This window comes from Photorhabdus temperata (assembly GCF_025384845.1).
Lineage (GTDB): Bacteria > Pseudomonadota > Gammaproteobacteria > Enterobacterales > Enterobacteriaceae > Photorhabdus > Photorhabdus temperata.
In genome coordinates this window covers 11,760-30,286 of sequence record NZ_JAJAFX010000063.1, presented here as the reverse complement: position 1 = coordinate 30,286, position 18,527 = coordinate 11,760, and the positions used below count along the sequence as shown (strand labels likewise).

Sequence of the window (18,527 nt, the reverse complement as noted above, 5' to 3'; positions counted from 1 at the left end):
TGTACTATGTGTACGCTCCGGTTTTTGTGTGCTGTTCGTATTCACTATTCGTTCACAAGAATGGTTTGCAACAATAAAGCTTATTGGGATAGGCATCTAAGGATGGTTACTAGAAAATTATCTAAGCCTAACATTTTTACAGTATGATGTGACTTTGGCGTATTTGGTCTTTAAGATGTCGCTATGTGTTTACGTTTCCCGTACTCTTCTCTCAATGTGCTTGTTATTTCATCGATATATGTTTGATTAAGTATGAGCTATGGTATTAAAATTTATATGCAAGAGTGTATGTTTGTATCGCATTGATAATGTGAAGGAGTTTTTATGAGAACAATTATTGCCGCAACAGTAACCGCTTTGGGTATTCATTTAGCTCAACCGGCCGCGTTAGCTCATGAAATGTGCAGATATCAAGCTTATGGTAAAGAGGTGGATGTTAAACTGATTAAAAGGTCTTCTGATGAGTTATCTCAAGGATTGGAAGTGATAGATGATTTTATTTCTCAAGTGCAGGAAGCATACAAATCACTTATTAGTCTGGCTGATACTTCACAGGCAGATATGCTGCTTGCATTATCTCAGATTGACGTAAGTATGTTTAAAGCTGCTGAAATGTTTTGCAGGGCACATGAGCTTGTCCTTAAAAGACACATAGAAGATGAGCAGTTACCAGGTTTTTTTGTAAATAACCTGACAGGCTATTATAAAAGGGTTGTAAAAGCTCGTTCATTCGTTACTAAATTCAACCAGTTGGTTAAGCAGGTAACTATTATACCAAAGACATATGAGTGACAAATATATTTCACTAACATACAAAATTGAGCTGAAATTTTTTAATAAATCACCAAGATTATAAATCATATAAGATGGCTAACCTTGGTGATAATATGATCTTTTTGTTGCTTAAATTAGAAACGATAGCCGACGCTTATGTTAAAGCCATTGGTGGAAATTTTATATTTATCTACACCGTCTTTAATATCAAAGCGGCTACCTTCGTAACCGGCTGTAATCGATGTATTCGTTGTTGGGTTTATAATAAAGCCAGCTCCCCAACCTAAGGCATTTTCTTCTGATTTTCCATTTGTATTATCATCGCTATCGGACCATTTCAGGTTCATTCTGGATAATCCTATCTGACTGTATAAACTGATATAATCGTTAATTCTATAAGTTGGGCCAGTCATCAAAGAATAATATTTAGTATCAATCTTTTGGCGTTCTGTTGTTTCCTTTTCATCTCCTTTAGCAAAGGTGAACGATGATAACACTCCCCATTGATCATCCAGTTCATATCGGTAACTCAGTGTCGCGCCATTTAGCGCTTTAACGTCTTGTGGTTTCACATGGGCATACCCGATAGAAGCTGTATGTTGTTCAGCTTGAGCAGGTAAAGTTATTGCAAATACAGAAAAAATAGCGCCACAGCTTAATAAAATTTTTTGCATTTAATTACACTCTATATAATTTATAAGTAAATTAATTTATAACTATTTGAATGACTTTCTTACCAACGGCTATAATAAATATCATAACTTGGACTATTAGTATATATTTTTTGGTGAATTTTATATTTTATACGCGATTAACTAACTATTATTATTATTTTTTCCTGGTGGATAGCAGCAGAGAAGGATGACTTTAATTAGTATAAATAGTTTCTTTATTGTTGTAGTATTCATCAAGTATTAGTTGGGGGTTTTTTCCTCTTTTCTTGTCAATCAGTTATCCATACTAAAGATTCCTTATTTCTATATTCAGAAAAACACTAATTTATGTGTTTTATTCCAATTGTAATCAATGAAATTTATTATTAGCAGAAAAATAATTTTATCTATTTCTATATAATTCGATAAGAATGGTTGTCAGACGTAAGCAAGTTAAAAATGAATAAGTTTTACTGAGTTAGCTAACTAAATAATCTAATAATATAGGAATGTCTGTTTTATAGCCGAAAATTGTGATAAAGACTCATAGTTACCTTATGAACGACAAGTCGCTGACTGCTTTAATTATCATCACCAAAGATTAAGCTTACATTAATGGGGCTGGATTTTGCAGAAGAGGGAGTTCAGCCTTTATTATTGTGCTTGAAATTCCTTGTTAAATTCTGTGGCGATGAGTAATCGCCACTTAAAACAGAATGAATTGATGTATCTATTAATGGCTGGCTATATTTTTATTCGTTTATGGTTGATTTCAACCATTGAATAAATGCATTGACTTTCTCATTCTGTTGTTGGGGTAGGGTACAGGTATAGTAATACTGTTTACATAGCACTTCGGTGTTGGGAAATGGCGCGACTAATTCGTTATTTTCAATTTTTTCCCAAATCATATTTTTTCTTCCCATTGCCACACCCGCGTGGTGCATTGCAGCGACAGCAGCTAAGTCAGAGCGATCGAAGACTATACACTTTTGTGATGGGTCAAGTGTAATGTCAACGTGTTCTGTCCAAGTGTCCCACTCTTTGGTATCAGAATCGTAGCTCCATGCTTGTTTATCATGCAATAGTGTACAGTATTGCAGATTATCGATATTTCCCATTAGGTTATGCTTTTCTGCATATTGTGGACTACAGACTGGAGTAATGTATTCACTCATCAGATATTGATGTGATAGCTCATTAGACATAATATCATCAAAGTAAATCGCAAGATCGATACCATAACCGCGGAAATTCACATTTTCGTTACCGACCAGAATGTTCAAATTAATGGACGGATATAGCTGATTAAAAGCAGCCAATTTGGGAACTAACCAGCATTGAGTAAAAGTAGGGCGGGAGTAAATCGTCAGATTACCCGATAACTCCTGATTTTTTATTTCCAGAATTTCCTGATTCAAATGCTCCAGAGTTGATTTAATTGTCCAAAATAAACGCTTTCCTTCACAAGTTAATTCAATCTTTCTGTGAAAACGTTGGAAAAGTTTGAACCCCAGTTCTTGTTCCAGTGAACTGATTCGATGGCTGACTGCACTGGCACTGATAGCTAGCTCATCAGCAGCCAGAGCAAAAGAGCAGTGACGGGCCGCTATCTCAAATGTATGCAGTTTTGATAACTGGTTTCCATTGAGTAGCTTATTTACAACCATGAAATTATCATCTGTGTACATATTTATAATGTTTCTGTTTCATCGACGACGGGATAATGCAACCGTATCATTAAGGCGGCATGTTTCAGATAGTTTTAGTGATTTAAATCTCAAATAAAGTGAAAAATTTGATCTGCATCACTGAATTGGCTCAATCTGGCTCATGCATGACTATGTATTAATCATTTGTCAAAAATTGAATATTCATATTCAATAGTAAAAATGCACGTAACGAGCAGAGGCTAACTGTGAGGAATGATTGAGTGGATTCACAACCTTGGGTGATAGGTACGTTACTCACAAGTATTGTGTTAATTGTATTTACGATAATTAAATTAAAAATTCACCCTTTTTTGGCGCTATTGTTGGCAAGTTTTTATGTCGGTGCATTGATGGGAATGAACCCTGTTGAGATGGTGAGTGCCATTGAAGGGGGGATTGGTGGTACGCTGGGTTTTTTAGCTGCGGTGATTGGTCTGGGAACTATTCTTGGTAAGATGATGGAGATATCCGGCGCAGCAGAGCGCATTGGTATCACATTGCAAAAATGCCGATGGCTTTCACCAGATATCATTATGGTACTGATTGGTCTGGTTTGTGGTATTACGCTGTTTGTTGAAGTGGGGGTAGTATTGTTAATCCCACTGGCGTTTTCTATTGCCAGGAAAACCAACACATCACTGTTGAAATTAGCGATCCCATTATGCACAACATTGATGGCGGTTCACTGTATTGTTCCTCCACACCCGGCCGCATTATTCGTGACGAATAAACTGGGTGCGGATATTGGTTCAGTCATTGTTTATGGGCTGGTAGTTGCTCTGTTTGCTGCTTTAATTAGCGGCCCATTATTCCAGAAATTTCTCGGTAGCCGCCTGCCTTTTAAATCGGTTCCGGCTGAATTTTCTGAAATTAAAGTTCACAAGGAAGAAGATTTACCCTCTTTAGGCATGACATTATTTACTGTGTTATTGCCAATTGGGTTAATGCTGATTAAAACCGCTGCCGAATTAAATATGGAAAAAGGCACCACGTTTTATACGATGTTGGAATTTATCGGCAACCCTATTACAGCCATGTTTATTGCCGCGTTTGTTGCCTATTATACTTTGGGCATCAGGCAAAATATGGGCATGAGTACACTGTTGACGAAGACGGAAGATTGTTTCGCCTCTATCGCTAATATCTTATTGATTATCGGCGCAGGCGGAGCATTCAATAGCATTCTGAAAGCAAGTGGGCTTAGTGATACGCTGGCCGTTGTTTTATCAGGCCTGGATATGCATCCAATTCTTTTATCTTGGTTGGTTGCTATTATTTTGCATGCAGCGGTTGGTTCCGCAACTGTAGCAATGATGGGTGCAACAGCGATTGTTTCACCAATATTGCCGTTATATCCGGATATCAGCCCTGAAATTATTGCGTTAGCTATTGGTTCCGGAGCTATTGGCTGTACTATTGTAACTGATTCGCTGTTTTGGTTGGTTAAGCAGTATTGTGGCGCAACGCTCAGTGAAACTTTTAAATATTATACAACCGCAACATTTATTGCATCTATTGTTGCGTTGGCTGGGACATTTCTTCTTTCTACCATCGTGTAATGAGAGGGAATAATAGCTCAGTCTTGAAAAATAAGAATAAGAAGTGCGAATGTGTCAGTACCAGGGAAGCCTATAAAATAGGCAGCTTTATAGCTAAAATAATAAAAAATAAACAGTAACCGTAGTAATCAAAATAAGGGGAAGATAAAAAATAGATAAACTGTGATGTGCTGATGTTTTGTAGAAAATCGTAGTAAACATAACATATTGAATATAATAATTTTAATAATTAAAAAAGTAAGAGTTGTTTTTTTATATACCAGGGAAACACCAATCTTGGGTTAACACATAAATGAAAAGTACTGAGATTCAACAATTACTAAATGAGTATCCGTTAGTAAAAAATTTAATGGAATTGGAGGAAATCTTCTGGTTTAACCCTTGTAACACCACTTTTAAAGAGGGATTGCCTTTCGTGGGTTTGGATGCTGATGACGTCGGGAATGCTGAAGCACGCCTGAATCGTTTTGCACCTTATTTATGTAAAGCTTTCCCAGAAACAGAAGCCACACATGGCATTATTGAATCAGAGATAGTCGCTATTCCTGCGATGCAGAAAACACTGGAGCAACATTATGGTGTGGATATCGCAGGAAAAGTTTTGCTCAAAAAAGATAGCCACTTGCCCATTTCTGGCTCGATTAAAGCCCGTGGTGGAATTTATGAAGTATTGACTCACGCGGAAAAATTAGCATTACAAGCTGGTTTGCTTTCTGAAGACGATGATTACAGCAAACTGTTTTCAGAAGAGTTCAGGCAGTTTTTTAATCAATACAGCATTGCTGTAGGCTCCACCGGTAATTTGGGGTTATCCATAGGTATTATCAGTGCGAAGCTGGGTTTTAATGTCAGTGTGCACATGTCTGCCGATGCCCGTGAATGGAAGAAGCAAAAGCTACGTTCACATGGGGTTAATGTCGTGGAATATAAACAAGATTATGGGGTGGCCGTGGCCCAGGGCCGTAAAGAAGCGGAATCTAACCCCAACTGTTTCTTTATCGACGATGAAAACTCCCAAACGTTGTTTTTGGGGTATTCTGTCGCGGGTGCACGGGTAAAGGCGCAGCTTGAGCAAATGAATATGGTAGTTGATGAAGATCATCCGTTATTTGTTTATCTGCCATGCGGTGTTGGTGGTGGTCCTGGCGGTGTCGCGTTCGGATTGAAGCTGGCTTTTGGTGATCATGTGCACTGCATTTTCGCTGAGCCCACCCATTCCCCCTGTATGTTGTTGGGTGTATATACCGGTCTGCACGACAGTATTTGTGTACAGGATATTGGCATTGACAATATTACTGCTGCTGATGGTCTTGCGGTAGGAAGGGCTTCCGGCTTTGTTGGGCGCGCTATGGAACGCTTGCTGGATGGTTTTTATACCGTTCATGATCAGGAAATGTATAACTTGTTGGGCTTACTTAATCGTGATGAGGGTATCCGGTTGGAGCCTTCGGCGTTAGTGGGGATGGCTGGTCCTGCGCGTGTTAGCGAAAACCTTGATTACCTGAATAGTAAAAACCTTTCGGTGGACAAGATGAAACAGGCTACACATCTGGTCTGGGCAACCGGCGGTGGTATGGTGCCTGATGATGAAATGACAAAATACCTAGATGCAGCTAAAATCTAATCGTAAGTAATTAAAAGTACCCGATTTGTATTATGAGTGTGATTCGTTGGTGAATCTGTTCAAAATCGGGTCTTTTTATCTGTATTAGTCATGACCTGCAATCAACGGCGGTTTTCAATCCACATTAAGTGATTTTCATCGGGCTTCAAACCCAAATTATTTGAAAATGGCATCTTTCACAGGGGCAATCCGGTCGATGTCTTGCCGTATTCTAGGCTATTGCTGAAAAACGCTTTGATTTGTTTTCCCACTCTGAAAAGTCATCTCCTTAATGTTTTTTCAGTTATATTCCCGCCCGCATTTGGCGGGAATATATCAATACACTTGTTACTTACATCAAGTATTTTTGTGATTAAATGCATGTGTTCTTGAGTATTTCCACAGTGGTTCCCAGTAGGATTCTATGAAAGCTTTCACCGCATCTTCTCCCTCAATAAGATAGTTGAACTCCGAAAGATAACCCGGATAGAGATTATCAGAACCAACCACGTAAAGTTCATCATCAATTATTGTTACTTTTGCATGATTCCCAGGAGCGGGGGGAACTTTGGGATATACCGGACCACTTGCTTTAATTAAGGATCGGAATGGGCGTCCTATAGCACCTATCTGTGGAGGTCTTTCAGAAAGAGAGGGTTCTTTTAGCGTAGCAGTATAAGAATTTTCATCTGGGGTTGGCCATTTGTATGTAGTACCTTCAATCAAAAGATCTTCAGGGACTTTGTCTGTAAAGAAAAAAGGGGCAACCTCTATTCTTTTCAGTGCGGCTTGCCTGATTCCATCTGGATCTTCGATCTTTCTATCGGTATGTTCATCATGTGTCAAATAGTATTTAAATATTTCAAACGTTCTTTTGGCTCCAGAACCAAAAGAATATTGATCACCGGCAGCACCTGCTGCTGCATCAAGTGGCGATACAACAATTTGAACTTCTAGATCGGGGTTGGAAAGTAATGCTTCGATCAACCATCGGCACACATGATGATCTCGCCATTGTTTTTTCCATGCACTGACAAGATCCTGTTGGGACATGCGGATTTTTTTCTTTGCATTCTTTATTATAAACTCTTTCATTATTTCAGAGCCTTTTTTATAATCCGTTCGCATATCAGGCCCAGACCAATATTTACCTACGGATAATATCCTGCTTGTTTTCTTATATTCTGGGTCCTTAGGTGGATTTTTTAGGCTCTCTTCTTTTTTTCTATCGATATATTCAGTAACGCGCTCTTTTCTTAATGGATCTTCCGGCCTTCCCACAAGACCATTTGCATTAACCCATCTATTTTCATCTATATCAAAGAATTCTTTAGTTAAGAGGTCTGTATTAGCCTCCCACATGTTATTTAAAAATAATTGTGAGCTTAATGATGCCGTTCCTATAACTTTAACAGAGACATCATGAACTGGAGGGTAATTTTTAAAAAGATCCATATTTAAATTATGGCCGCCGACAAATGACTCAATTCCATCAACTGCGATAATTTTTGTATGATTCCATGTCATTCTGGTATCATCTTCTGGAAACATTTCCTCTGGCAGTACTTTCTTCTCTAATGATACTTTAAGTCCGTCTACTATCCTGTAAAACCGACCAATCCATATTTCAGGTATACACTCCCAATGATCTCTCCTTTCTTGGATTAATTTAATAATATCATTCTTCAATGCTAGATATTCAGGAGTACCTTCAAAGTATGAATTCACACCGTTTAACAAAGATGTCGGTGTTTGAGCGAATAAGAACCTTATCTGAGTTCTATCCTTCCTGTTTATTCTTTTGGTAAATGCGCTATCAATAGCTGATAGGATAACTTTTCTCCACTCTGCATCCGGGGCATTTAAGGAAGAAATATCGCAGCGATAACGCATGTTTTCCAGAATGCTTACAATAGCATCTTCAAATTCCGCTGCTCTTTTAACCGCCTGTGGCATTATCTCTTTTCCAAAAGGAAGCCCCCATATTTTGGGAGTATCAAATATTTTTACATAGTTGATTTCACTTGTTTTATTAAAGTAACCGTCCAGTTTTTTTTGTAAACCATCCAATAAATTCATATAGGTATCCTCCTCGCAATAATTTTCTTACATATCAATCAACAGCCTGCCAGCATCAGGCAAGCCATTTGTAATCATAGCTAATTTTTGAGGGGGGAGGACTAAAAAAGATAAAATTGGGCTGGCAAACAACTTCTATCCATGCATTATCATTTGGCAGATATCCTGACATCTGACATCAGATCCCTCTTGTTTAATGTAACTGTGTAAGTTACATTAATTCACATCGGCGGCTCCTCCTGTTGCTGAAGGTTTGCGAATGAATACATTCCCTGACCGATGTTGTTTGCTGGTGGTATTACCTGATTATGTACCTATTGATGATTTGCAACGAAGTGCATTTGTTTAGTCCATATGAGAGAAAAAAATATGCCTACACTTTTTGACCCAATTCGCATTGGTGATCTCGACTTGCCGAATCGTATCATTATGGCTCCTCTGACACGTAGCCGTGCCGTGGGAGAAGGACGTGTTCCCAATGCTCTGATGGCGGAATACTATGTTCAGCGCGTATCTGCTGGTTTGATTATCAGTGAAGCGACTTCAGTAACGCCACAGGGCGTGGGTTACGCTGATACTCCTGGCATTTGGTCAGACGAACAAGTTGCTGGATGGCGGTTAGTTACGGATGCGGTACATGCTGCCGGTGGGCGTATTTTTATGCAACTTTGGCATGTGGGGCGGGTATCGGATCCCATTTTCCTTAATGGGGAACAGCCAGTGGCTCCAAGCGCGATTGCAGTTGATGGTCATGTCAGCTTATTACGCCCAAAACGCCCCTTTGTGGTTCCGCGGGCTCTGGAGTCTGATGAAATTCCCGGCATTGTTGAGATGTTCAGACGCGGAGCGGAAAATGCGAAAGCGGCAGGATTTGATGGCGTGGAAATACATGGCGCCAATGGCTATTTGCTCGATCAATTTTTGCAAGATAATGCTAATCTGCGCACGGATCAGTATGGCGGTTCAGTAGAAAACCGGGCCCGGTTGATGCTTGAAGTAACAGATGCTTGCATTTCAGTCTGGGGAGCATCTCGTGTTGGTATGCATTTGTCACCACGTGGTGGTCATTACTCCATGGCGGATTCCAATCCTATGGTGACTTTCGGATACGTCGCGCGTGAACTGGGTAAACGTGGAATTGCTTTCATTTTCTCGCGTGATCCTGTTGTTGACGGTGATTTGGGCAAGATGATAAAAGAAGTCTTTGGGTCAACCTATATTGCCAATGAGGAACTGACAAGAGAGAGTGCTGCACAAGCGCTTGCTGATGGTAGGGCTGATGCGGTGGCTTTCGGTCACTTGTTCATCTCTAATCCAGACTTACCTTACCGGCTTTTAGTTGCAGCACCATTTAACGAACAACAACCGGAAACCTTTATGGTGCCTGGGCCCGTGGGCTATACCGATTATCCTGTGCTTACCTAGGTAAGGGGATATCTTACCTGCAATGGATAGCCTAAGATGAAAGATGTTCGGGTTATTTTCCAGGGATGTAAATTAAAAGTTTTATAAAATTTTTACTGAACATCCCAGAATATCAGGTCGGCTCGTTTTACCAGAGTCGATCCTATTATCAACGCGAGGTAATTTGAAGGAGAAGTATCAATGTCAGATTCATTAAATATATCTATTGTTCGTCGTTTTTACGATTCTATGGGTGATGTCGATATTCTTCGCCAGATCATGGGGAATGACGTTGTTTGGGATATTACCGAAGGTTCCCGATATAGTGGGGTTTATGAAGGAATTGAAGATATATTGAACAATTTTTTTGTGCCACTTTTTAACGATACTGATGAATTCGTTGCAGATAGCTCTGAATATTTCGAGTCAGGTGATCATGTCATTGTGTTGGGTAATTACTTGGGACGAATAAAGAAAGGCAAACGATTTATTTCTCGTTTCGTTCACATATGGACAGTACGGGATGGCCTGTTAATTAAATTACAGCAGGTTGCCGATACTCTTCAGATTGAACGCGCCCATGCAGATCGTATCTAACCTGATATATCAAGCTCGTCACACTAGCTAAACCAGATAATGATATGTGGTAACAGATCAGGAGGAGCAGGAATGTTAATCAGACAGATTGACATCCTGAATTTCACTATTTACTATGCGGCGAGATGAGTGACATATCATATAACTTTTTTCTTATTTTCTGCTATTCTCAATGACATCCTTAAGATATACAGGGTTTTCCAGTGCCGACATCTACCCGTTTTGCTGTGGCTATTCATATTCTCACTGATATTGCGCTTCATCATGGTCAAGCTGTACGCTCCGAAGATATCGCAAAAAGTGTGAATACTAACCCGACTGTCGTTCGCCGGCTTTTGGGTGCCCTTGCCGAGGCCGGGTTGACCTATTCGCAAATGGGTCAGGGTGGGGGAGCGTTACTGGCCCGGCCACCGGAGCAGGTCTCATTGCTGGATGTTTATTGTACAGTTGAAGACCCATTATATTTCACGTTGCACCGTTCCAAACCCAATCCCAAATGTTATATCGGACACAATATTACTCCGGTTTTGGAAGATGAGTTCTCGCGTATTACCTGTGTATTGGAAGCTACCCTGGCTGAAACGACAATTGCTGACATAGTAAATCGGGTTGAAGACTGCGCGGGTTTTCCTTTTAAGCCACATGATCTAAATTGTCAGCAGACTAAATAATTAGCGCTTTTATAGGCTTTTGTGGCAGTTTGTGACATTTTACTGGGATTTTCAACTCCATTAAGTACTTTGTCTTGGCTCAAACTTATACGAAAACAGCTGATATTGATTATTTTGATATCCTGGCTCATCTTCATCCTGTTTATTAAGCAGTTTTACCAGCCATTTTCCTGTGTCCTTTCCTATTTTGGGGTAGTCAATGCGGATTGATGTCAGTGTTGGTTGTGTGTGATCGCAGTTATCAGAGCCTTCCAGGCAGGCAACAGCCAGATCAGCCGGTATTTTAAGCAGACGACGTTGACATTCAAACATGACGCCTAAGGCAATCACTTCATGGCTGCAAATCACGCCTTCCAATTCCGGTTGACGTAATAACATTTCAGCGATTGCCTGACAACCAAATTGCATACTGGCAGCATCCGGTGTAGTGATATTTTGGTCTGCGTTCTGATAGTGATGTAACATGGCTTTATTCCAGCCATTAATTTGCTGATTTTGCAAACGATTATCCATTTGTGCGCCAATATAACCAATATGCTTCCGGCCTTTACTCAGCATATGTTCAGTCAGGGTATAAGCTGCTGCGGAAAAATCCGTTTCTATATTGATTGTTGTTTGTTGTTGATGAGATCCCGCGACATTGATAATCGGGATATTGATATGAGAAATGTTGTTATAGATTTTATCTGCCAGTTGAGAACCGAAGATAACCAATGCGGCTGCGTTGCTTTGCAGCAATGTCATGATAATTTCGGCTTCTTTATTACGGTTATATTCATGACATCCGAGTAAAACCTGGAAGGAATGTTTATTCAGCACCTGTTGCAGGGATTGTATAAATGTGGCGCTGGCTTTGTCTGTCAGAGATGGAACAAGAACCGCGATAATATTGCTTTGGCCTGAGGCAAGTACGCCGGCAGCGCCATTGGGGATATAGCCTAATTCCTGTATGGCCCGTTCAATTTTTTCCCGCAATTTATCCGATACCATTTCTGGTGTTCTCAATGCACGGGAAACCGTCATTGAACCGACACCGGCATACTTAGCAACATCTTGTAATGTTACTCGCCCTGTATTACGGCGTTTTCGTGTCTTTTCCATCAATATTTTTCTTTTTTTAACTAACGGCTATGAATTTGACGGTGGGATTCTACCTTATCTCAGGCAAGTCGTGGGAAAAAAACCATGACGTGTTTTTCGCATTCAGGTAAATCGATCAGATAACAAATGATAGCGCTATCACAATAATGAATTGCAGTGATAGATAGCGTTACTATTTGTGATTAATATCACTGGGTAGAGAACAGGGGATAGAAAGCGGAATGTCATTTCAGGAGAAGCCGATGCTAAAAACTTTACTCACCAGTGATGTGATCCAAATTATCTCTGGCGCGAAAGACTGGCGCGAAGCTATTGCTATTGCTTGCCAGCCTCTGGTGGAAAATAATTCAATCTCACTCCGTTATATTGATGCTATTTATTGCTCTCATGAGGCCATTGGGCCCTATTACGTTGTCGGACCGGGAATTGCCATGCCACATGCCAGACCTGAGGAAGGTGTCAATAAGCTATCTTTAGCATTAACCGTTATTAGTAAAGGCGTTGAGTTTGGTTCTGAAGAAAATGATCCGGTCAAGCTGTTGATTGTCTTGGCAGCGATTGACAGCAATAGCCATATTGAAGTGATTTCTCAACTTGCTGCACTATTTGATAATCAACAAGATACAGCGTTGCTGATGGAGGCTAAAAGTAAAGAAGAGATTCTTGCTGTTATTAACAAATATTAATTCGTCATTTTTTTGCTATGGGAGAACAGTATGAAAATCACAGTCGTTTGTGGAAATGGGCTGGGTACCAGCCTGATGATGGAAATGAGCATTAAAAATATTCTGAAAGAGATGGGGATAGATGCCAGCGTTGATCATGTTGATCTGGGTTCAGCAAAAGCAACTCAAAGCGATATTTTTGTTGGTACTAAAGATATTGCAGAACAACTGGTTGCTCAGGCAGTCGATGGCAAAATTGTTGCGCTGGACAATATGGTGGATAAAGCTGCAATGAAAGCGCGTTTGTCCGTGGCGTTAGCCGAACTTGGTGCGTTGTAACCGGAGGCTGTCATGGAATTCTTCCATTTTCTGATGAGTGATGTGTTGTCAGAGCCTGCGATTTTAGTGGGATTTATCGCGCTTATTGGTCTGGTCGTGCAAAAAAAGCCGGTGACTGAATGTATCAAAGGCACCATAAAAACCATTATGGGTTTTGTGATCCTGGGGGCCGGAGCTGGATTAATCGTCTCTTCATTGGGAGACTTTGCTGCAATTTTCCAACATGCTTTTGGTATTCAGGGGGTAGTACCAAACAACGAAGCGATTGTTTCCATTGCGCAGAAGAGTTTTGGCAAAGAAATGGCAATGATTATGTTCTTTGCTATGGTGATCAATATCTTGATTGCCCGTTTTACCCCCTGGAAATTTATCTTCCTGACAGGGCATCACACACTGTTTATGTCCATGATGGTCGCGGTCATTCTGGCAACCGCAGGGATCAACGGAACGATGCTGGTGGTTATTGGTTCGGTGGTTGTTGGGGTTGCTATGGTTTTCTTTCCGGCGATCGCTCATCAGTATATGAAAAAAGTGACAGGTTCTGACGACGTTGCCATTGGGCATTTTTCCACGCTCTCCTATGTTTTGTCCGGTTTTATTGGCAGTAAACTGGGTAACAAAGAGCACTCAACGGAAGAGATGAATGTACCGAAAAGCTTGCTGTTCCTGCGTGATACACCGGTTGCTATCTCTTTCACGATGGCAATTATTTTCATAGTCACTTGCTTGTTTGCCGGTAGTGATTTTGTGAGAGAAGCCAGTGGCGGCAAAAATGGGTTTATGTTCTCGCTAATGCAATCCATTACCTTTGCCGCAGGTGTATATATCATACTGCAAGGTGTGAGAATGGTGATTGCAGAAATCGTCCCCGCGTTTAAAGGAATTTCTGACAAACTGGTTCCGAATGCTAAACCTGCTTTGGATTGTCCGGTTGTATTCCCTTACGCGCCTAATGCGGTATTAGTTGGTTTCCTGAGTAGTTTTATTGCCGGTATCATCGGTATGTTTATATTATATGCATTGGGTATGACGGTAATTATTCCCGGTGTTGTGCCACATTTCTTCGTTGGAGCTGCGGCTGGAGTTTTCGGTAATGCGACAGGCGGTCGCAGAGGCGCTATTCTCGGTGCTTTTGCTCAGGGCTTGCTGATAACTTTTCTGCCTGTATTCTTGCTACCTGTTCTGGGGGATATCGGTATTGCTAACACGACATTCAGTGATGCTGACTTTGGTGCATTGGGAATTCTGTTGGGAGTTATTGTTCGTTGATTGGAATATCGGGATTTTGGGGTTGATACAGGGTCATAGATGCCCTGTCTCGATCTCTCTTACTAAAATATTAATGAAAACCATTTGACCATAATAAGCATTCAATCAATGCTGATGCTGGTCGAATGGTTTCTTAATTTTCTAAAAGTCTTTAACAAAAGAAACGAGAGAGTAAATATTCAGAAAAGTGATGATTTAGCCTCGTATTAAGCTCTTTATTTTTATTTATCAAATTGTTTTCCATATCTCAGATTAGGGGGAATTTTAAACGCAACGCAGGTTAATTAAACAAATTAGAGAAAAATACATGAAATTGATTATTTATAATAAAATATGGCCTATAGACTGAAGGTATTTAGGGGGGATATAAAGATCATAACCATTTTCTTTGCAAAGTGTTCTTAATTCAATAGCTGAGTTAACTGATAGTTTCTCATAGATACTTTCGAAATATTTTTCCACAGTGCGATATGAAATTTTCATTTCGTCAGCAATATACCTATTGCTGACGCCACGGCAGAACAAAAAAATGATTACCCATTCTTTCTCCTTCAAGATATCGTTTGGTGGCTGAAATCTAATCGATATAGAAATATCATTTTCCATATAATTAGACACGGTAAAGTTATGTATTTCTCTGGCGTGAGCAATTACACCAATACACTGATTATTTTCATCTATTAATGGGTATTTATTACAAAAATAGGATATAAATCGTTCGTTTTTGTTTGGAGAATAAGTGGTAAGAGATGATATTCTCTGCATATGCTGTAAGACCTTACGATCATGTTCCTCAAAAAGGTGAGTAAATTTATTAACTGATGTTGGTAATTCTTTATCGGTATATCCGATAATATTAAAGTTTTCAGGTAAATTATTGACTTTAATAAACATTGCATTTGCATAAATAAAGCGTAATTCCTTATCTTTTACAAACCACGGTTCTGAGCTTTTATCCCACATATTAGTTAACTGAGGAGTAATAAAAGGGACTTTTTTACATCCTGATTGACTCATATTTGACCTTTATAACATTATTACCTTATAAAAATTTGAATAAATAGACGACATTTATAAGTAAGACAATAAAAACCTTTTTGGTGCATAGAGATCAAAACCATTTAGCCGGCAATATTCCTCCAGCTGTGAATCTGAACTAACTTCCAATTTATTATAAATCTTTCTTATATATCTACCTATGGTTTTATCAGCAATATTAAGTAATTGGCTGATTTGTTTCCTACTATATTTTTGCAGAAAAAGGAAGACTACCTCCCATTCTCGCTCAGTAAAGAGGTGAGTCGGCGATTGAAACATAATAGAAGCGGGTAATTTGTTATGGAATAACCGAGTTAGTGAGTTATCCTGAATTTTCCAGACATGGAAAAGGATGCCGATACATGTGTTTTTATCATCATAGAGTGGAAATTTTTCCTGGAAATAAGATGATAGAACTTTATCTCGTCCAAATACATGTGTTTCTAATGATAAAACACTTTCTTCATTTTCCATTACTTTCAAATCATGTTTAATAAAATCCTCAGAAAATTCATTGCCTTTCCAGGGAATATCACTATCATATTTACCTTCATAATCATAATTGTTGTTTATATTCTGAAGTTTAATTAATGCATCATTACCATAGAGAAAACAGGAAGATTTATCTTTTATTCCCCACGGTTCGTTGCTGATTTCCAAGGTGTTTATTATTTGTGACGAAATAGTCGAATTTTTTCTAGTCATATTTATTTTTATATAATATATTCTGTGCTCAGCATTAATTTTTCACTGATGCTTTCTTCATCTAATGAGCGAAGGGTCAGAAAAAGAACTTCCCACTCAGTTTGTGTCAATGTTTCCATTGAAGTTACTTTTTGCATAGTTTGAATAACTTTTTGATCCTGATGGTAATATTCTTCTTCATATTCTGCAATAGGCGAGGGTAATTTATCTGTTGAAATCCTTGTAATATCAAAGTATTCAGGTAAATTGAGTAATTGGTAAAAGGCAGGGTTGGCATAGATAAATTTTGACTGGCAATCTTTAGCTCCCCAAGGTTCATTACTTCTTTCCCACATGTAAACTAATTGCGGGGTGATATTATTTGGCTTGCTTCTTATATTTGACATGGCAACTCCTTAATTATCATTTAAGTAATTATCGGAAGCGTCTTTAATGATTCTAACTAAAATAACCTGATTATATAACATATTGCAACAGTTAGTTCGTTAAAAAATAAGATTTTTTATTTTTACCTGTATGTGTTAATTAAATAATTTATTATTTGATGTAAAAATACTTTTATGCAGGGGATATAACCATTGGTACTTTTGACGGAAAAAACTCATGTCAGGTTGCTCTATACTGAGATGGCGGTTCAGGAGATCAATTGTTCGGTTTGCTGAAATCAACACTGGACCGGTATGAAGATTTACCGGGGTTCTGCAACACATCAATGATTCTTTTCACTAATTTATTCCTTGGCATGGATATCATTATACAGATTAAGAATAGCCGTACGGGAAGATGAAATTATATCTATCTTATTGTTTTAAATGAAAAATAAAAGAATGAGTAACATGTAATCTTTAAACGTGTGAGTACACTCGCAAATTATATTTTTGCGTAAATAATTAGCTGAAAAGGGGGATAATGAGTCATAATGTATGGGTTTTAAAGGTACCACTTGGCAGTGAAGGGCATTATTATGGCGACATGGGTAAAATTGGACAACGATTTAAAAAATCGAATTTCGTATCTGGCTGGTGTACTGCATCGTTTTGCCCAAGGGACATGTGTTAGTGTGACCGGCCAGTCATTTTGTTGCCCGCCGGATTTCTCCGGCAGAAAAATAGAGAGATGGAACGTTTATCGACAGCTGACATGTATTACTACATCAACATCCTTTCTTGTGATTTGAACCAAAAATCAATCTGGCACAGATCTTTTGTTAAAATGGTTGTTGAGCCTATCGCAGTGATTTTTGTTGATATTTTAAGCTAGCATGACGCATTTGTTGAGGGACGGTTAATTGAATCACTATTTTTCTTTTTATTGTGTGATGGTAAGAATAGGGGAGGGCTACCGGAGAAAGACATTGAAAACTTATCTATTACACAGCTTGAACATGGATCAGGCACAGCAAAAGCAGTTTCGTTCAGTCATCTGCCGTCATCCTGGCGCAGATTTAGTTACTATGGGGGATTTAGGGTTGGTTCCGGGTCTTAATCAGTTACAGATAACGCAGTGTGTTCAATGCGTTAAGGCAAAGAATATTTGGGATAGACCATAATGGGTCAACGAAAACATCTGACGCAAAACGAAGTGGAAAGTATGCTGGAAGTAGCAAAAGAGAGCGCTAATCCGGAGCGCGACTACTGTCTGGTATATATGAGTTTTGTTCATGGCTTACGTGTTAGTGAAGCTAGGTATCTACGGTTATCCGATCTGGATTTGGAGGATGGAAGTTTGTACATCCGGCGTTTGAAAGGTGGATTTTGTACAAACCATCCTCTCTTAGGCTATGAAATCCGGGCGATCAAGGCCTGGCTCAAAGTGCGTAAAACCTTTCAGGGTGCGGACAGTGATTGGTTATTTTTGTCACGTTACGGTAACCCGTTGACTCGCCAGCGCATTTATCAAATTATTAGCCAGTTAGGGCAACGGGCTAATATTTCTATAAATTCGCACCCGCACATGTTGCGGCATGCCTGCGGTTTTGCTCTTGCAGATAGGGGGGTGGATACCCGGCTGATACAAGATTATCTTGGACACAGTAATATTCGCCACACAGTGCGGTATACCGCCAGTAATGTGGAGCGTTTTCACGGTGTTTGGAGTGTAAGAAGAAACCGGCATCGGGAATTACACTTCGATTATGTCCCAAGGGCTTCTGCCTGTTCAGTTGAATAAGTGGCTCTGATGTATGCGCCTGTTAAGGCGCATACATAAAAATAATGTTAATTAATATTGCCGACAATACTGGCGAGTATGTTTTCATGTTTATCATGGTTAGTTTTCCTCGATTCCTACCGCGTTATCCGTATAGCGTATTCAATATCAAATCTTCCTGTTCATTTTATTAGAAATAAATGAGCGACT

The 18,527-nt window shown here is 39.4% G+C and carries 19 protein-coding genes; 12 read left to right on the top strand and 7 right to left on the bottom strand.

Annotated elements, in window-relative coordinates; genetic code table 11:
• Positions 1-324 precede the first annotated feature (324 nt).
• Complete coding sequence (locus LGZ99_RS19505) at positions 325-792, top strand: hypothetical protein (RefSeq protein ID WP_036839694.1); 468 nt, start codon at positions 325-327, stop codon at positions 790-792.
• A gap of 116 nt (positions 793-908) precedes the next feature.
• Here LGZ99_RS19505 and LGZ99_RS19500 read toward each other — a convergent pair whose 3' ends face one another.
• On the bottom strand, positions 909-1,448 hold the full coding sequence (locus LGZ99_RS19500; protein ID WP_023044801.1) for an Ail/Lom family outer membrane beta-barrel protein: 540 nt from the start codon (positions 1,446-1,448) through the stop codon (positions 909-911).
• Between the two features lie 731 nt (positions 1,449-2,179).
• Positions 2,180-3,118 (bottom strand): DNA-binding transcriptional regulator DsdC, encoded by a 939-nt coding sequence (gene dsdC, locus LGZ99_RS19495; RefSeq protein ID WP_023044802.1) that lies wholly within the window; start codon positions 3,116-3,118, stop codon positions 2,180-2,182.
• Positions 3,119-3,360: 242 nt separating this feature from the next.
• On the opposite strand from dsdC, the gene dsdX reads away from it, so the two are divergent.
• Together dsdX and LGZ99_RS19485 are read left to right on the top strand one after the other, a co-directional pair.
• A complete protein-coding gene (dsdX, locus tag LGZ99_RS19490) occupies positions 3,361-4,698 on the top strand; it encodes a D-serine transporter DsdX (protein WP_036839698.1) in 1,338 nt (445 codons plus the stop codon).
• 292 nt (positions 4,699-4,990) lie between these two features.
• Positions 4,991-6,322 (top strand): D-serine ammonia-lyase, encoded by a 1,332-nt coding sequence (locus tag LGZ99_RS19485; RefSeq protein WP_023044804.1) that lies wholly within the window; start codon positions 4,991-4,993, stop codon positions 6,320-6,322.
• Between the two features lie 336 nt (positions 6,323-6,658).
• Here the strand turns inward: LGZ99_RS19485 and LGZ99_RS19480 are convergent, their stop codons facing one another.
• Positions 6,659-8,380, bottom strand: a complete 1,722-nt coding sequence (locus tag LGZ99_RS19480; protein WP_262979474.1) for a phospholipase D-like domain-containing protein — start codon at positions 8,378-8,380, stop codon at positions 6,659-6,661.
• 369 nt (positions 8,381-8,749) lie between these two features.
• On the opposite strand from LGZ99_RS19480, the gene LGZ99_RS19475 reads away from it, so the two are divergent.
• The 3 genes from LGZ99_RS19475 to LGZ99_RS19465 all read left to right on the top strand — a co-directional run bounded on the left by LGZ99_RS19475 (position 8,750) and on the right by LGZ99_RS19465 (position 11,052).
• Positions 8,750-9,805, top strand: a complete 1,056-nt coding sequence (locus LGZ99_RS19475) for an alkene reductase (protein WP_021325934.1) — start codon at positions 8,750-8,752, stop codon at positions 9,803-9,805.
• Between the two features lie 180 nt (positions 9,806-9,985).
• Positions 9,986-10,381, top strand: coding sequence for a nuclear transport factor 2 family protein (locus LGZ99_RS19470; RefSeq protein ID WP_023046522.1), 396 nt, complete (start codon positions 9,986-9,988; stop codon positions 10,379-10,381).
• Positions 10,382-10,584: 203 nt separating this feature from the next.
• A complete protein-coding gene (locus LGZ99_RS19465) occupies positions 10,585-11,052 on the top strand; it encodes an Rrf2 family transcriptional regulator (protein ID WP_036841344.1) in 468 nt (155 codons plus the stop codon).
• Positions 11,053-11,112: 60 nt separating this feature from the next.
• Here LGZ99_RS19465 and LGZ99_RS19460 read toward each other — a convergent pair whose 3' ends face one another.
• Positions 11,113-12,153, bottom strand: coding sequence for a LacI family DNA-binding transcriptional regulator (locus LGZ99_RS19460; protein ID WP_262979473.1), 1,041 nt, complete (start codon positions 12,151-12,153; stop codon positions 11,113-11,115).
• A gap of 242 nt (positions 12,154-12,395) precedes the next feature.
• On the opposite strand from LGZ99_RS19460, the gene LGZ99_RS19455 reads away from it, so the two are divergent.
• Genes LGZ99_RS19455 through LGZ99_RS19445 form a run of 3 tightly spaced genes read left to right on the top strand, consistent with a single transcriptional unit; the run spans position 12,396 to position 14,426 of the window.
• On the top strand, positions 12,396-12,839 hold the full coding sequence (locus LGZ99_RS19455; RefSeq protein ID WP_262979472.1) for a PTS sugar transporter subunit IIA: 444 nt from the start codon (positions 12,396-12,398) through the stop codon (positions 12,837-12,839).
• A 30-nt stretch (positions 12,840-12,869) separates the two neighbouring features.
• A complete protein-coding gene (locus LGZ99_RS19450) occupies positions 12,870-13,157 on the top strand; it encodes a PTS sugar transporter subunit IIB (RefSeq protein WP_021324706.1) in 288 nt (95 codons plus the stop codon).
• Positions 13,158-13,169: 12 nt separating this feature from the next.
• Complete coding sequence (locus tag LGZ99_RS19445) at positions 13,170-14,426, top strand: PTS ascorbate transporter subunit IIC (RefSeq protein ID WP_023046489.1); 1,257 nt, start codon at positions 13,170-13,172, stop codon at positions 14,424-14,426.
• 321 nt (positions 14,427-14,747) lie between these two features.
• Here the strand turns inward: LGZ99_RS19445 and LGZ99_RS19440 are convergent, their stop codons facing one another.
• From LGZ99_RS19440 to LGZ99_RS19430, 3 genes are read right to left on the bottom strand one after another with little or no spacing between them, the layout of a single operon-like run.
• Positions 14,748-15,443: a helix-turn-helix transcriptional regulator gene (locus LGZ99_RS19440; RefSeq protein ID WP_023046488.1), complete on the bottom strand. Its 696-nt coding sequence runs from the start codon at positions 15,441-15,443 to the stop codon at positions 14,748-14,750.
• Between the two features lie 54 nt (positions 15,444-15,497).
• On the bottom strand, positions 15,498-16,169 hold the full coding sequence (locus tag LGZ99_RS19435) for a helix-turn-helix transcriptional regulator (RefSeq protein WP_031281770.1): 672 nt from the start codon (positions 16,167-16,169) through the stop codon (positions 15,498-15,500).
• Between the two features lie 8 nt (positions 16,170-16,177).
• On the bottom strand, positions 16,178-16,555 hold the full coding sequence (locus LGZ99_RS19430) for a PAS domain-containing protein (RefSeq protein ID WP_023046486.1): 378 nt from the start codon (positions 16,553-16,555) through the stop codon (positions 16,178-16,180).
• 578 nt (positions 16,556-17,133) lie between these two features.
• On the opposite strand from LGZ99_RS19430, the gene LGZ99_RS19425 reads away from it, so the two are divergent.
• The 3 genes from LGZ99_RS19425 to LGZ99_RS19415 all read left to right on the top strand — a co-directional run bounded on the left by LGZ99_RS19425 (position 17,134) and on the right by LGZ99_RS19415 (position 18,338).
• Positions 17,134-17,346, top strand: a complete 213-nt coding sequence (locus LGZ99_RS19425; protein WP_152552774.1) for a hypothetical protein — start codon at positions 17,134-17,136, stop codon at positions 17,344-17,346.
• Positions 17,347-17,523: 177 nt separating this feature from the next.
• Positions 17,524-17,718, top strand: a complete 195-nt coding sequence (locus tag LGZ99_RS19420; RefSeq protein ID WP_023046484.1) for a hypothetical protein — start codon at positions 17,524-17,526, stop codon at positions 17,716-17,718.
• On the top strand, positions 17,718-18,338 hold the full coding sequence (locus LGZ99_RS19415; RefSeq protein ID WP_023046483.1) for a tyrosine-type DNA invertase: 621 nt from the start codon (positions 17,718-17,720) through the stop codon (positions 18,336-18,338). Before LGZ99_RS19420 ends, LGZ99_RS19415 begins: the two co-directional genes overlap by 1 nt.
• The last annotated feature ends 189 nt before the right edge of the window (positions 18,339-18,527 follow it).

What these genes read in the sequence shown, in the direction of transcription:
- LGZ99_RS19505 (WP_036839694.1), top strand. Translation starts at nt 325, where the DNA reads ATGAGAACAATTATTGCCGCAACAGTAACCGCTTTGGGTATTCATTTA.
- LGZ99_RS19500 (WP_023044801.1), bottom strand. Translation starts at nt 1,448, where the DNA reads ATGCAAAAAATTTTATTAAGCTGTGGCGCTATTTTTTCTGTATTTGCA.
- dsdC (WP_023044802.1), bottom strand. Translation starts at nt 3,118, where the DNA reads ATGTACACAGATGATAATTTCATGGTTGTAAATAAGCTACTCAATGGA.
- LGZ99_RS19485 (WP_023044804.1), top strand. Translation starts at nt 4,991, where the DNA reads ATGAAAAGTACTGAGATTCAACAATTACTAAATGAGTATCCGTTAGTA.
- LGZ99_RS19480 (WP_262979474.1), bottom strand. Translation starts at nt 8,380, where the DNA reads ATGAATTTATTGGATGGTTTACAAAAAAAACTGGACGGTTACTTTAAT.
- LGZ99_RS19475 (WP_021325934.1), top strand. Translation starts at nt 8,750, where the DNA reads ATGCCTACACTTTTTGACCCAATTCGCATTGGTGATCTCGACTTGCCG.
- LGZ99_RS19470 (WP_023046522.1), top strand. Translation starts at nt 9,986, where the DNA reads ATGTCAGATTCATTAAATATATCTATTGTTCGTCGTTTTTACGATTCT.
- LGZ99_RS19460 (WP_262979473.1), bottom strand. Translation starts at nt 12,153, where the DNA reads ATGGAAAAGACACGAAAACGCCGTAATACAGGGCGAGTAACATTACAA.
- LGZ99_RS19455 (WP_262979472.1), top strand. Translation starts at nt 12,396, where the DNA reads ATGCTAAAAACTTTACTCACCAGTGATGTGATCCAAATTATCTCTGGC.
- LGZ99_RS19450 (WP_021324706.1), top strand. Translation starts at nt 12,870, where the DNA reads ATGAAAATCACAGTCGTTTGTGGAAATGGGCTGGGTACCAGCCTGATG.
- LGZ99_RS19445 (WP_023046489.1), top strand. Translation starts at nt 13,170, where the DNA reads ATGGAATTCTTCCATTTTCTGATGAGTGATGTGTTGTCAGAGCCTGCG.
- LGZ99_RS19440 (WP_023046488.1), bottom strand. Translation starts at nt 15,443, where the DNA reads ATGAGTCAATCAGGATGTAAAAAAGTCCCTTTTATTACTCCTCAGTTA.
- LGZ99_RS19435 (WP_031281770.1), bottom strand. Translation starts at nt 16,169, where the DNA reads ATGACTAGAAAAAATTCGACTATTTCGTCACAAATAATAAACACCTTG.
- LGZ99_RS19430 (WP_023046486.1), bottom strand. Translation starts at nt 16,555, where the DNA reads ATGTCAAATATAAGAAGCAAGCCAAATAATATCACCCCGCAATTAGTT.
- LGZ99_RS19425 (WP_152552774.1), top strand. Translation starts at nt 17,134, where the DNA reads ATGGCGACATGGGTAAAATTGGACAACGATTTAAAAAATCGAATTTCG.
- LGZ99_RS19415 (WP_023046483.1), top strand. Translation starts at nt 17,718, where the DNA reads ATGGGTCAACGAAAACATCTGACGCAAAACGAAGTGGAAAGTATGCTG.